The organism is Albidovulum inexpectatum (assembly GCF_002927635.1).
In the GTDB taxonomy this organism is placed as follows: domain Bacteria; phylum Pseudomonadota; class Alphaproteobacteria; order Rhodobacterales; family Rhodobacteraceae; genus Albidovulum; species Albidovulum inexpectatum.
Map to the genome: position 1 here is coordinate 61,404 of NZ_PRDS01000006.1, position 12,491 is coordinate 73,894.

The following is a 12,491-nucleotide window of genomic DNA, read 5'->3' on the forward strand; positions in this document are numbered from 1 at the left end:
TTTTGTCAGGCGCTGACCCGATCTTTCGTCATGTTGGCATCATCGCCAGTTCATCCTGGGAAGGCAGCGGCGGTGTGGGCACGCTCAGATACGCTTCGGCTGCTATCGTGACGGTCGGTCCGATCCCAAGGCTGCGCCGGGTATCGGGCGGCAACGTGTCAACGGCCTCGTCAAAGGCGGCCCGCAGCGCCGCCCCATCGTTGCCCAGAGCCGTGATCAATGGCAGGCCGGGCGTGGGGGCGGTAGCTTCGATGATGCGCAGGCGCGCCGCGATGTCGGGCATGAATCGCGTGATCAGTCGCCACGTGGTGGCGTCGATCGCTGCCGTATCGGCCACCCCCGCGGCCACGGCCTCGGCGCTGGCGCGGTGGGATCCGGTATGCAGCACCCGCCGGAACATTGCCGGCCGGACATGGTTCTGCGCCGCCGCCCAGCCGGACTGGCTGTCCTGGCCATTATAGGCAAGGGTGCGGTCCAGAAAATCGCAGACACCGCCCTTTTCCGCCTGCCGCGTGACGAAGACCGAGTAATAGTATCCGGGCGGAGCATCGGGCAGCCCATAGTCCGGCGTGCCCACCAGTGTCACCCGGCCATGCAGGCGATCGCGATAGGGCAGGCCGCAAGTCAAAGCCAGCAACAGGTCCGGGCTTAGCCAGATTTTCCAAAGACTCGTGTCGCGGGTCAGACGTTCCGGCGCGGCGATGCCACGCCGGCCCAGTGCCGCGGCGATCCGGCTCCACAGACGGTCATGATCGGCTCGCATCTGGGGCCAGTCATACATTGCCAGGCTGGCGATCATTTCCGCGTATCCTCGACACGCTGGCGCGCGATCGCGCGTTCGACATCGTTGACGCCAAGAAGGTCGGCCACGACGCGAATCAACGCATCTTCGCGTCCGTCGCGCTGATCATCGGACAAAGCCACCTCCCACATCGCCTGAATGAGTTCGATGCGGTTTTCATGCGCCACGGCCTCTTTCAGCGCGCGCGTGAAACGAACCGTGTCCGGGGCCTGCGCCTCCAGTTGCTCGGCCTCCTGGCGCAGACGGGCGGCATCTTCACTGGCCATGGCGTGGCGCGCCGAAAGGATGCGGTCGATCCGGCCGCGTTCTTCGGGCGTGTAATGGTCATCGGCGCGGGCCAGCCGCACGAGAAGGGCGGCCAGGGCCAGTCGCGCATCCATCGGGTCCAATGGGGCGGGGGCGGGGCTCAAGAGCCTGTTCAGAAGACGTCCGATCATGCGGCCATATAGGCCGGATCAGACGCCGTTGCAAAGCATTGCCGGGCCAGTCAGCGGACGAAATCCCTGCCGGTCGCCTCATCCGGTCGTGGCGTTGCGAAAGAAACGCGCAGCGCAAGGGCAACCAGCGGGATGCACGTGACAAGGCCGCCAAGGCCCGACCAGATCACCAGTCCCAGCCAGACGGGCAGCCCGAACCAGAAGACGGCAACCGCGCCGGCAACCAGTCCGACGAGGCTTCCGATGATCAGCATGCCAAGCATCATTGCGCTGCATCCCGTTTACGCATTGGTTCATTTGACGCCACAAATGTGGCGCAAATGGGGAATGCGCACGGGCAAATGCACGCCTGAAGCGAAGCCTCAGACCAGCCGATCGACCTCCTTGGCAGCGCGAATGAAATCCGCGAACAGCGGGTGCGGTTCGAATGGCTTGGATTTCAGCTCGGGGTGGAACTGGACGCCGATGAACCAGGGATGGTCCTTCCACTCGACGATCTCGGGCAGTTTGCCGTCCGGGCTCATCCCCGAGAAGATCAGGCCGCATTTTTCCAGCTGGTCGCGGTATTTCACGTCCACCTCATAGCGGTGGCGGTGACGTTCCTCGATCACCGTGGTGCCGTAGATCTGCGCGACCTTCGAGCCTTCCTTCAGATGCGCGGTATAGGCGCCCAGCCGCATCGTGCCGCCCTTGTCGTCGTCAACGCGGCGCTCGACCGTCTGGTTGCCCTGCACCCATTCCTTCAGGTGATAAACGACGGGCTCGAACCTCTTGGCGCCGGCTTCGTGGTCGAATTCCTCTGATCCTGCGCGTGTCAGGCCGGCGGCATTTCGCGCAGCCTCGATCACGGCCATCTGCATTCCAAGACAGATGCCCAGATAGGGGATCTTCTTTTCCCGCGCGAATTGTGCGGCGCGGATCTTGCCCTCGGTTCCCCGTTCGCCAAAGCCGCCCGGCACCAGAATGCCGTGGAAGTCCTCCAGATACGGGGTCGGGTCCTCGCGCTCGAAGATCTCGGCGTCGATCCATTCGGCCTTGACCTTGACCCGGTTGGCCATGCCGCCATGGGTCAGCGCCTCGGCGATCGATTTGTAGGCGTCCTCCAGCTGGGTGTACTTGCCGACGATCGCGATGCGGACCTCGCCTTCGGCATTGGTGAGCCGGTCCATCACGTCTTCCCAGCGCGACAGGTTGGGCTTTGGCGCGGGCGCAATGCCAAAGGCATCCAGCACGGCCTGGTCCAGACCGGCGCGGTGATAGGCCAGCGGCGCTTCGTAGATCGAGCTGAGGTCATAGGCCGGGATCACGGCTTCGGGCCGGACATTGCAGAACAGCGCGATCTTGGCGCGTTCCTTCTCGGGGATCGGGTGTTCCGAGCGGCAGACCAGCACGTCGGGCTGCAGGCCGATCGAGCGCAGCTCCTTGACCGAATGCTGGGTGGGCTTGGTCTTCAGCTCGCCCGAGGCGCGAAGATAGGGCAGCAGCGTCAGATGCATGAAGACGCATTGCCCGCGCGGACGTTCCTGCGCGAACTGGCGAATCGCCTCGAAGAACGGCAGGCCCTCGATATCGCCGACGGTGCCGCCGATCTCGCACAGCATGAAATCGACCTCGTCATCGCCGATGGCGATGAAGTCCTTGATCTCGTTGGTGACGTGGGGAATGACCTGAATGGTCTTGCCCAGATAGTCGCCGCGGCGTTCCTTTTCCAGCACGTTGGAATAGATGCGGCCGGCCGAGATCGAATCGGTGCGCCGGGCATGGACCCCCGTGAAGCGTTCGTAATGACCCAGATCCAGGTCGGTTTCGGCGCCGTCATCGGTGACGAAAACCTCGCCATGTTCGAACGGGCTCATCGTACCCGGATCGACGTTCAGATAGGGGTCCAGCTTCCGCAGGCGGACCGAATAGCCCCGCGCCTGCAACAGAGCCCCCAGGGCGGCCGAAGCCAGGCCCTTGCCAAGCGACGAGACCACACCGCCGGTGATGAAAACATAACGCGCCATTCTAAGAGATTCCCCGCGATTGTCCCGAAACGTTCTGGCCTGCCGCGCCAACCGGACGCAGCATCACGGGATTTGACAGGTAACAGATTCGTGCCCTGCCCGCAACCAGACCGCTAGGTGTTGTGGATTTGTCCTGGCCAGCGGCCAAACGGTTGTGAAAATGTCACTCGGCCGACGGTGGCGTGACGGGTGCATCCGCCGCGCTGGGCGGGACCAGGCTGCCTTCGGGAAGATCCGGCACGACGGGCGCAGGGGCCTCGACCGTGCCCGTGTCGATGCGATCAAGGACCGAGCCGCCATCGGCATTCCGCGCAGCGACAATGGTCAGCGCCAGCGAGGTCGCCATGAAGCCGATGCCAAAGATCCAGGTCAGGCGCGTCAGCGCGTTGGCCGTGCCGCGTGCGGTGAAGGCGCCGCCGCCCGACAGAAGCCCGCCCCCTTCGGACCGCTGAAGCAGAACGACCCCGATCAGCAGCAGGGCAAGGATCAGCAGGATGGTGAGCAGGACGTTTTCCATCGGTATTCGGCCTTTGGCATGTCGTGACGCGCCTATCTAGGCGCATGCGCCGCGCGGTGCAAGGCGTTTTGGCCGCGGTGGGCGGTGGCTTGCGCGGACCAGGGCAAAGGGTCAATCATCCCTGTAGCCTGTCAAGCAGCGGAGGAACGGATGAAGCCGGTCAACTGGGGAGTATTGGGTGCGGCGCGTTTTGCCCGCGAGCACATGGCGCGCGCGATACACGAGGCCGAGGGTGCCCGGCTGTTTGCGCTGGCGACGTCCGACCCGTCCAGGGCGCATGGATTCCAGGCCTTTTGCCCCGATCTGATCGTGCACGATAGCTATGACGCGCTGCTGGCCGATCCGCGGGTCGAAGCCGTCTATATCCCCTTGCCGAACAGCCTTCACGTCGAATGGACGTTGAAAGCCATCCGGGCCGGCAAGCATGTGCTGACCGAGAAACCAATCGCCATGCGCGCCGATGAGATCGACGAATTGATCAGGGCGCGCGACAGCTCGGGCCTGTTGGTGGCCGAGGCCTACATGATCGTGCACCATCCCCAGTGGCAGCGGGTGCGCGGCCTGATCGCGGATGGGGCGATCGGCCGTATCCTGCATGCGGATGCCCATTTCACCTATGACAACCGGGCCGACCCGACGAATATCCGCAACAGACCGGAGACCGGCGGTGGCTCGATCCCCGATATCGGGGTCTATACCTATGGATGCCTGCGCTGGGCCGCACAGGCCGAGCCCGTCGCGTTGCGGGCCACGATTCGGCATGAAAACGGTGTGGATGTCTTCGCGCAGGTCACAGGCCGCATGGCAGGCGATAGTGGCGAATTCACCTTTCACGCCATGACGTCGATGCGGCTCTTTCCCAGGCAGGAAGTCGTCTTCCAGGGCGAGCGCGGCCTGATACGCCTGACGGCGCCGTTCAATGCGGGGGTCTTTGGCGAGGCCCAGGTCCAGATGTATCGCAAGGGGCAGGCGGACCACATCGAACGGTTCCCCGGCGTCCGCCAGTATCGCAACCAGGTCGAAGCGTTCGTGCGAAGCTTGCGCGACGGAACCCCCTATCCGTGGACCCTGGAGGATGCGCGGGGAACGCAGTCGATGATTGACCAGGTGGTCGCCTCGGCCTTGTAATCGGAACGGGACTCGTTCCCGGCGTCGAAAGGAGGGCACATGGTAAAACCGATCCGCACCCTCGTCGTGCTGGCCGATGATGGCATGGCGCGCTTTATGTTGAACACGGGCATCGGCAAGGGGCTGGAAGAACTTCGCCGCATCTCGGCCGAAGCGTTTTCGGATACGCAGATCGAGGTCGAGGACAATCGCGGCCGACAGACCGGTGGACCGGGCGATATGGGACGGCACGCGTTCGATCCGCACGAAACCGCCGATGAAGCCGGACGCGCGCGGTTCGCCGACCATGTCGTGGCCGAGCTGGAGCGCGAGTGGCGGCGTCAAAAGGCCGATCGCTTGATCCTGGCGGCGGCACCCAAGATGCTGGGCGCGTTGCGGACACGCCTGAAGGGCGATCTGGCCAATGCGCTGTATCGCGATCTGGCGAAGGATCTGACCAAGGTCCCGCCCAGGGATCTGCCGGCCCATTTCGCCGATATCATGCCGATGTGATATGTCTGCGGGGCGATTGGCTTTCGCCTATGCTTTGCGTCGCGGCAGAATCTCGCGCAAGACGCGCATCATGTTACCGCCCATCACCTTGGCAATCGTCGGTTCCGAAAGTCCTCGATCCATCAGCGCCTGGGTCAGGGCGGCCAGTTCGGACGTATCAAGCGTGGTCTTGACCGCGCCGTCGAAATCCGACCCCAGCGCGACATGGTCCTCTCCGACCAGGGCAATCGCGGCGACAATGGCATCGGCGATGCCTGCCGGTGTGTCGTCACAGGTCACATCGGCCCAATAGCCGATGCCGATCACGCCACCGGTCGCGGCAATGTCGCGCATCAGGTCGTCGGGAAAGTTCCGTCGGCTCGGGCAGTGGCCATGGATACCCGTGTGGCTGACGATGATGGGCACGTCGGTGATCTGCAGGACATCGCGCGCCATCCGAACGGACGCATGTGCAAGATCGATGATCATGCCCCGTTCGACCATGCCCCGCACGACCTCGCGCCCGAAATCGGTCAGACCCTTTTCCCAGGTGTTTTCGCCATGCAGGGAACCGCCAAGTTCATTGTCGAAGAAATGCGTCAATCCGATCAGCCGAAAGCCCGCGTCGTACAGCCGCCCCAGGTTGCCAGGATCACCGGACAGGGCGTGCCCACCCTCGGCGCCCAGAATCGCCCCGATCACGGGCTGTCCAGCCGTCCGCAGGCGCAGCACGTCGTCGATATCATCGACCGTGCGAACGATGCGAAGCAGGTCGGGTTTCGTGGCTTCGATCCGCGCCAGCGCCTCGGCCTGGACCAGCGCGCGTTCGGTCAGGTCGAACCACGCCCGCGGCGGTCGCAGCTGACCGATGAACAGGGCGGTGATGTTGTCGCGCGCTTCGGCCGAATTGTGGTCATAGTTCAGGCCCGACGGACTTTTCGTCACGGTCGTGAAGACCTGAAACGCGACGTTGCCCTCTCGCAGGCGGGGCAGGTCCACATGGCCCCGGTCGTGCCGGCGGGTCAGGTCCCGATCCCATAGCAGCGCGTCGGCGTGCAGGTCCCCGACGATCAGGCGGTCGTGCAGGGCCTGTGCCTCGGGGCTGATCGGCCAGGGCTCATGCGGCGCGACGGGGTTTTGCAGACGATCGGCGATTCCCGGTCCCAGCGTGAAGAACGCCGCGATCGCCAGTGTCGTCAGGGCAGAACTCCATGCCAGGAAACGCCTCATTTTTTCCTCCCGTCCGGGTCATCTTCAGGATCGCACGCAATTCATAGCGGCGGGTCGTAGGCCTTGCCGCAGGATAGGAGGCGATCGCCAGCGTTCCAAGCTCGGGGAACAGCGCAAGAAGCTCGGCGCGTTGATCGTCGTCCATGTCGCTCAGGGTTGCCTGGCCGGGTTGGAAGCTTTCGCTCCAGATCCCTTCGGACAGGACGATCTCGTGCCGATCGAACAGAAGATGGATATAGGTGACGCCATCCGATGGCGTTTCCTGCGAGATTCCGGGTTGTCCGACAAGCTGGATCGCCGGGGCCAGCAATTGCGGCTCTCCGGTCGCCAGCTCGGCCTCGGGGCAGGCGATCAGCACCCGATGCTGGGGCGAAAGACGCATGTCCCGCAGGGGGCGGTTGGAACCAAGCGCGCCGCGGCGTATCAGGACCGGGCGCAGGTTTGGCGCCATCCGAAGGTCGGCGCCGGTCAGGGTCTTTTGTCCGATCCACCGGATCGGCTGATACCCGTGGTCAAGCGTCAAGACCCTGTCGCCGACGTGCAGATCCTCGACGGCGACATCGCCGCGGTCCGTCGCGATCATCGTCCCCGGTGTGAAGCACGGCACGACCGTTTCGATGTTCGAGAACGACAACGTGCCGATGACATTGCCGTTGGAATCGAGAAACTCGACGGTGCCGTTTTCCTTGCTGGGGCCGGAAAATATGATGTTCGTGTTGGCCTTGGTCCAGCCCGAGCCGAACAGGTCCAGCACGTCATTGTCGGAATTGTCGGGGTCTTCCGACCCGTCCACGGTGTCGCCCGCGCCCAGCCCGACGAAGCGATCGCTGCCCAGGCCGCCGGTCAGGTTGTCGTTGCCCGCGCCACCGTCGATCGTGTCGCCGCCGGCTCCGCCCAGAAGGGTGTCGTTACCCGAGCCGCCCAGAAGGGAATCATCGCCGTCGCCACCATCGATCGAATCGTGCGAATTGCCGCCATCGATCGAGTCGCTCCCCGCGCCCCCCAATATCGTATCGCGCCCGCCGCCGCCCAGCAGCGAGTCATTGCCATCCCCGCCGTCGATGGAATCGTTTCCGCTGCCGCCGTCGATCGTGTCGTTGCCAATGCCCCCCAGTAGCGTGTCATTCCCTGCGCCACCGAGGATCGAGTCATTGTTTCCGCCGCCATCGACCCAGTCGTCACCGCTGCCGGCAATAACCGTGTCATTGCCCGCGCCAGCGCGCACCTGATCGTCGTTCCATCCCGTCGTGGCCGAGGACAGACCGTCGCCGTTGTCAATCTTGTCCGTTCCATTCGAGATGGGTTCGACGTAATTGGCGTCGATCAGGTCATCGCCGCTGGTCCCTTCAATGAATCCGTCGTCAAAACCGGTGAATACGCGGTCGATCGACATTCCAACGTAATTATTGCCAACGAGACTGTTGAGCGTGATCGAGACGATCGGTTTTGCTTCATAGGCAGCCGTGTCAGCAGAATCGAAATTCCCGCTCTGCGATTCCGGGGCAAGAAACAGGTTTCCGTTCGTGTCCTGTGCGATGACGGCAGTAACGGTCTGTGTCGTTCCGTCGGCATAGGTCAGGGTTGCGTTATAGACCGACGTTCCGTCAAAAGTGAATGTCTGGGACCCGTTGCCGATATCGGTGATGAACTGGTCATTCGAGCTATTGTTGTTCTGATCCAGCCAGGTATCATTATCGTTATTGACCATCGTGGCCGAGGTGATCCGGCCATAAAGCGGATCTGTCGACGTGCCAAAGGTCCGCCCCACCAGCGAGCTGGCGTTTTCTGCTTGAGTGTTCCCTTCTGTAGGGTCGATGCTCGGGCCGGTGCCCAGGTAGATCCACTTGAACGTCGTGGGCATGCTCGAAAAATTCTCCTATCGTCAAAATACCCATGGCCGGCTAGGTGGCTGTCGGCCAGCGTCACAATCGTATCATCCGTTTTGCGAACAAACCGTAACGACCGATCGGGTGAGCAGGTTGCCACGCAGCGCCTCGCAATGCAATGCTAGGCTGCAACATGCAGGCAAGGAAGGCACTCTACGCCCGAACGGGACGGCCATGTGCCCCCTAGCCAATTCCATTATTCCATCGACTCGAGCTCATCGATCATTCGGGCGATCATCGACAGGCCCTTGTCCCAGAATGCCGGATCTGATGCATCAAGGCCGAAGGGGGCCAGCAGTTCGCGGTGGTGCTTTGATCCGCCCGCGCGCAGCATGTCCAGATACTTCGACTGAAAATCGGGCAGGCCTTCCTCGTATGCGGCGTAAAGTGCATTCACCAACCCGTCGCCAAAGGCATAGGCATAGACATAAAAGGGCGAATGCACGAAGTGGGGTACATAGGACCAGAAGGTCTCGTAACCCGGCATGAATTCGAAGGCATCGCCCAGACTTTCGGTCTGAACGCTCATCCACAGGGCGTTGATGTCGTCGGGCGTCAGCTCTCCCTCGCGCCTGGCGGCATGGAGTTTCGACTCGAAGTCATAGAAGGCGATCTGGCGCACGACCGTGTTGATCATGTCCTCGACCTTGCCCGCCAGAAGAATCTTGCGCTCTGGCGGTGTCGTGGCCTGCGACAGCAGTTTGTTGAAGGTCAGCATCTCGCCAAAGACGCTGGCAGTCTCGGCCAGGGTCAATGGCGTGTGGCTCAACAATTCGCCCTGAGCGGCAGCCAGAACCTGGTGGACGCCATGGCCCAGCTCATGCGCCAGCGTCATCACGTCGCGTGGCTTGCCCAGATAGTTCAACAAGATGTAGGGATGCGCGTCCGTTACCGTGGGATGTGCGAACGCGCCGGGCGCCTTGCCCGGCTTGACGCCCGCGTCGATCCAGCCGCGCTCGAAGAACGGACGGGCGATATCGGCTATTTCGGGCGAAAAGTCGGCATAGGCCGACATCACCGTCTCGCGCGCCTCGTCCCAGCCGATCATGCGCGGCTGTTCGATGGGCAGCGGGGCGTTGCGGTCCCAGACCTGCAGCTTGTCCAGCCCCATCCAGCGCGCCTTCAGCCGGTAATAGCGGTGCGACAGGCGCGGATAGGCCGCCACGACCGCGTCGCGCAGGGCCTGAACCACTTCGGGTTCGACATGGTTGGCAAGATGGCGCGCATGCTGTGGCGTGGGCATCTTGCGCCAGCGATCCTCGATTTCCTTTTCCTTGGCCAGCGTGTTGTGAATGCGCGAAAACAGCTTGATGTTTCGGCCAAAGACCAGTGCCAGCGCCCGCGCGGCCGCCTCGCGCCGCTTGCGGTCGGGATCGGTCAGAAGGTTCAGCGTGGATTCGAGGTTCAGCGGCGCCGTCTCGCCTTCGACCTCGAATTCCAGGCCGGCCATGGTTTCGTCGAACAGCTTGTTCCAGGCCGATGCGCCCACGCTGGACATGTCGTGCAGGAAGCGCTCCAGCTCGTCGGACAGCTGGTGCGGCTTCATCGCCCGCATCCGGTCGAAGACCGGGCGATAGCGGGCAAGCTCGGGGTCGGCCGAGAATAGCGCGGCATAGGCCGTATCGTCGATCCGGTTGAATTCCAGCGAGAAGAAGACCAGCGGCGTCGTGTAGCGCGTGATCCGGTCCTGGCAATCCGACAGGAACTTGGCCCGGGCGGCGTCGGTCGTGTTCTGGTAGTAGCGCAGCCCGGCATAGGACATGATGCGCCCGGCCTTCATCTCGATCCGTTCATAGGCGCGGACACATTCCAGCATAGCCGCAGCATCCAGCGTGGCCAGCTTGCCTTCATAGCTTGCGGCGAAATCGGCGCAGGCCCGTTCCAGCCAGTCCAGATCGCGCGAAATCTCGGGCGCGTCGGGCGAGGGGTAGAGGTCGCTCAGATCCCATTCCGGCAACTCGCCAAGCGCACCACCAGAGGCATTGGCGTCAAGAACCGGGCTTGGCAGGTGGATCGTCATCGCTTTCTCCTTGTCATTTGCCGCCCAGACATGGCAGCGCCGGACGTGCAAGACAAGGGGGGGCGGGCCGTGAAGGGCGATCAGTCGCCCGAGATCCTGGAGGCGGATGGCGCGGCGGTTGCGTGGCAATCGAACAGCTCGGCCGCGCGGTCAAAGAACTTCCGCCGGATTGGCGGCGTTTCCATCATCAGTTCGTGTTCGGCATTTCCGATCAGGTCGAACTCGGCCCCAGGCCAGCGGCGCATGCGTTCATGGATCGCCGCAGAATGCACGATACGTTCGTCCGAGCCCAGGACCGTCAGGCAGGGGATATCCGGCGCATCCATCCGCAGCAGGGCCCGCGTTTCCTTCAACGCTTCATACAGCCATTGCAGGGTGGGCCCCCCGATGCCCAGTTCCGGATGCGCGACCAGCTGCCTGCGCATGAACTCGTACATTTCGGGGTCGCGCGTCAGGAAGTTGTCCTCGAAAGGATTGGTCAGCACATAGTTGTCGGGCGTGGTCGAAGGCGTCATTCTCCAGCCCTGTCCGGATATGGTGGCGGCAAAGGACAGGCTCCATGCGACGGGCCGCATCAGCGGGTGCATCTTGATGCCCCACATGGGTGCCGAGAAGGTCACGGCGCGCACGAGCAGGCCCCGATGCAGGGCGCGCAGGCCGATACACCCGCCCATCGAATGGCCGACAAGGAACCACGGCTGCGGCAGGTCCATTTCGCGCGCAAAGGCGACCGCCGCGTCAACGTCGCGCTGATAGTCGGAAAACCGTTCGACGTGGCCGCGACGGGCATCGGGGATCAGCCGGTCCGCCAAGCCCTGACCGCGCCAGTCGATGACAAGGGCAGAGTAACCCCGCGCGGCGAATTCGCCGGCCGCGGGGCCATATTTCTCGATATATTCGGTGCGCCCCGGGAACAGCAGCACCGTGCCTTTGCCGCCCGCCCGCCAGGCAGCCACGCGCAACCGAACGCCGTCATCGGCATTCAGCCAGGCGCAGGTCACGCCCTTTGGTGCCTGGGTGACCTCGGCAAAGAACGGCGCCTGTTCCATGGACTCAGGCCAGGACCGAGCCCAATTGCATCGCAAGCCCCATGTCGCCATCGACGGACAGCTTGCCCTGCATGAAGGCGGCGGTGGGATTGACCTCGCCCGACAGGATGCCCTCGAAGGTCTCGCGATCGGCGGTCAGGGTCACGTCGGCATCTTCATCGCCCGCGCGGACGCCCTCCGAATCCAGGATCACGGCGCCTTCGCCCTCGATGACGAACTTGGCCTTGCCGGCCGTGAAGCCGCCCGACAGCTTTTCGTTCAGCGCCTTCACGGCAGCGTTGACGACGTCGCTCATTCTTTCCTCCGAAGTGATCATGTTATCGAAATGTGATCGCCGGGCTCTTACCTTTCCCGACGGGTTTCGGATACACTCTGCCGTGGAATGATGCGTCGCGCCACCCTCCATGCGGTCCTGCTGGCCGCTTGTGCCGCAGCGTCATCGGTCGATGCCGCCGATCCGGCGCGGGCCGATGCGCTGCAGGATCTGTATCGCCAGCTGGCCGATCCGGCCAACCCCGACTGGCGGCGGATACAGTCCGACATCCTGCGCGAATGGTCGCTTTCGGGGTCGCCGGCCATGGATCTGCTGTTGCGGCGCGGGCGCGAGGCGCTGGAGCGGGGCGACACCCGCGCCGCGATCGAACACCTGACGGCGCTGACCGATCACGCGCCGGAATTTGCCGAAGGCTGGAATGCCCGCGCGACGGCCTATTTCATGGCGGGCCGCTTTGGCCCGGCTCTTGCCGACATCCGGCGCACGCTGCAACTGAATCCCAATCATTTCGGCGCCCTGACAGGGCTTGGCCGCATCTTCGAGGAACTGGGCCAGGACGAACGCGCCATGGCCGCATATCGCGCGGCCCTTGCCATTCATCCGCATCTGGACGAAGTTCGCGCGGCTCTCGAGCGGCTGGAACGCAAGTCAACCGGAATCGACCTGTAGGA

The 12,491-nt window shown here is 63.5% G+C and carries 13 protein-coding genes; 3 read left to right on the forward strand and 10 right to left on the reverse strand.

Going from position 1 to position 12,491, the window contains the following annotated elements; genetic code table 11:
- Positions 1-28: 28 nt before the first annotated feature.
- The 5 genes from LV82_RS10245 to secG all read right to left on the reverse strand — a co-directional run bounded on the left by LV82_RS10245 (position 29) and on the right by secG (position 3,762).
- The gene (locus LV82_RS10245; protein ID WP_104071393.1) at positions 29-799 is read right to left on the reverse strand and encodes a phosphate/phosphite/phosphonate ABC transporter substrate-binding protein; all 771 of its coding nucleotides are present in this window, start codon (positions 797-799) and stop codon (positions 29-31) included.
- Complete coding sequence (locus LV82_RS10250) at positions 796-1,239, reverse strand: tellurite resistance TerB family protein (RefSeq protein WP_104071394.1); 444 nt, start codon at positions 1,237-1,239, stop codon at positions 796-798. The genes LV82_RS10245 and LV82_RS10250 overlap by 4 nt, the downstream gene beginning before the upstream one ends.
- 50 nt (positions 1,240-1,289) lie before the next feature.
- A complete protein-coding gene (locus tag LV82_RS10255; RefSeq protein ID WP_146065155.1) occupies positions 1,290-1,493 on the reverse strand; it encodes a hypothetical protein in 204 nt (67 codons plus the stop codon).
- Positions 1,494-1,601: 108 nt separating this feature from the next.
- Positions 1,602-3,245, reverse strand: coding sequence for a CTP synthase (locus tag LV82_RS10260; protein WP_104071397.1), 1,644 nt, complete (start codon positions 3,243-3,245; stop codon positions 1,602-1,604).
- 163 nt (positions 3,246-3,408) lie between these two features.
- Positions 3,409-3,762 carry a preprotein translocase subunit SecG gene (secG, locus tag LV82_RS10265; protein WP_104071399.1) on the reverse strand — a complete coding sequence of 118 codons (354 nt, stop codon included), beginning with the start codon at positions 3,760-3,762 and terminating at the stop codon, positions 3,409-3,411.
- 150 nt (positions 3,763-3,912) lie between these two features.
- On the opposite strand from secG, the gene LV82_RS10270 reads away from it, so the two are divergent.
- Together LV82_RS10270 and LV82_RS10275 are read left to right on the forward strand one after the other, a co-directional pair.
- Complete coding sequence (locus tag LV82_RS10270) at positions 3,913-4,890, forward strand: Gfo/Idh/MocA family protein (protein WP_104071401.1); 978 nt, start codon at positions 3,913-3,915, stop codon at positions 4,888-4,890.
- 39 nt (positions 4,891-4,929) lie between these two features.
- Positions 4,930-5,382 carry a host attachment protein gene (locus LV82_RS10275; RefSeq protein WP_104071403.1) on the forward strand — a complete coding sequence of 151 codons (453 nt, stop codon included), beginning with the start codon at positions 4,930-4,932 and terminating at the stop codon, positions 5,380-5,382.
- Positions 5,383-5,409: 27 nt separating this feature from the next.
- On the opposite strand, the gene LV82_RS10280 is transcribed toward LV82_RS10275, so the two are convergent.
- The 5 genes from LV82_RS10280 to LV82_RS10300 all read right to left on the reverse strand — a co-directional run bounded on the left by LV82_RS10280 (position 5,410) and on the right by LV82_RS10300 (position 11,841).
- Positions 5,410-6,591: a dipeptidase gene (locus tag LV82_RS10280; protein ID WP_104071404.1), complete on the reverse strand. Its 1,182-nt coding sequence runs from the start codon at positions 6,589-6,591 to the stop codon at positions 5,410-5,412.
- Positions 6,479-8,452: a Hint domain-containing protein gene (locus tag LV82_RS10285; protein ID WP_245873139.1), complete on the reverse strand. Its 1,974-nt coding sequence runs from the start codon at positions 8,450-8,452 to the stop codon at positions 6,479-6,481. The genes LV82_RS10280 and LV82_RS10285 overlap by 113 nt, the downstream gene beginning before the upstream one ends.
- 221 nt (positions 8,453-8,673) lie before the next feature.
- Positions 8,674-10,497, reverse strand: a complete 1,824-nt coding sequence (locus LV82_RS10290) for a M3 family oligoendopeptidase (RefSeq protein WP_104071668.1) — start codon at positions 10,495-10,497, stop codon at positions 8,674-8,676.
- Positions 10,498-10,577: 80 nt separating this feature from the next.
- Positions 10,578-11,546 carry an alpha/beta fold hydrolase gene (locus tag LV82_RS10295; RefSeq protein ID WP_104071406.1) on the reverse strand — a complete coding sequence of 323 codons (969 nt, stop codon included), beginning with the start codon at positions 11,544-11,546 and terminating at the stop codon, positions 10,578-10,580.
- 4 nt (positions 11,547-11,550) lie between these two features.
- Positions 11,551-11,841 (reverse strand): SCP2 sterol-binding domain-containing protein, encoded by a 291-nt coding sequence (locus tag LV82_RS10300; protein WP_104071407.1) that lies wholly within the window; start codon positions 11,839-11,841, stop codon positions 11,551-11,553.
- An 87-nt stretch (positions 11,842-11,928) separates the two neighbouring features.
- Between LV82_RS10300 and LV82_RS10305 the strand changes: the two genes are divergently transcribed.
- A complete protein-coding gene (locus LV82_RS10305) occupies positions 11,929-12,489 on the forward strand; it encodes a tetratricopeptide repeat protein (RefSeq protein ID WP_104071409.1) in 561 nt (186 codons plus the stop codon).
- The last annotated feature ends 2 nt before the right edge of the window (positions 12,490-12,491 follow it).

Coding starts and splice junctions, on each gene's coding strand:
- LV82_RS10245 (WP_104071393.1), bottom strand. CDS start 799: ATGATCGCCAGCCTGGCAATGTATGACTGGCCCCAGATGCGAGCCGAT.
- LV82_RS10250 (WP_104071394.1), bottom strand. CDS start 1,239: ATGATCGGACGTCTTCTGAACAGGCTCTTGAGCCCCGCCCCCGCCCCA.
- LV82_RS10255 (WP_146065155.1), bottom strand. CDS start 1,493: ATGCTGATCATCGGAAGCCTCGTCGGACTGGTTGCCGGCGCGGTTGCC.
- LV82_RS10260 (WP_104071397.1), bottom strand. CDS start 3,245: ATGGCGCGTTATGTTTTCATCACCGGCGGTGTGGTCTCGTCGCTTGGC.
- secG (WP_104071399.1), bottom strand. CDS start 3,762: ATGGAAAACGTCCTGCTCACCATCCTGCTGATCCTTGCCCTGCTGCTG.
- LV82_RS10270 (WP_104071401.1), top strand. CDS start 3,913: ATGAAGCCGGTCAACTGGGGAGTATTGGGTGCGGCGCGTTTTGCCCGC.
- LV82_RS10275 (WP_104071403.1), top strand. CDS start 4,930: ATGGTAAAACCGATCCGCACCCTCGTCGTGCTGGCCGATGATGGCATG.
- LV82_RS10280 (WP_104071404.1), bottom strand. CDS start 6,591: ATGAGGCGTTTCCTGGCATGGAGTTCTGCCCTGACGACACTGGCGATC.
- LV82_RS10285 (WP_245873139.1), bottom strand. CDS start 8,452: ATGCCCACGACGTTCAAGTGGATCTACCTGGGCACCGGCCCGAGCATC.
- LV82_RS10290 (WP_104071668.1), bottom strand. CDS start 10,497: ATGACGATCCACCTGCCAAGCCCGGTTCTTGACGCCAATGCCTCTGGT.
- LV82_RS10295 (WP_104071406.1), bottom strand. CDS start 11,546: ATGGAACAGGCGCCGTTCTTTGCCGAGGTCACCCAGGCACCAAAGGGC.
- LV82_RS10300 (WP_104071407.1), bottom strand. CDS start 11,841: ATGAGCGACGTCGTCAACGCTGCCGTGAAGGCGCTGAACGAAAAGCTG.
- LV82_RS10305 (WP_104071409.1), top strand. CDS start 11,929: ATGATGCGTCGCGCCACCCTCCATGCGGTCCTGCTGGCCGCTTGTGCC.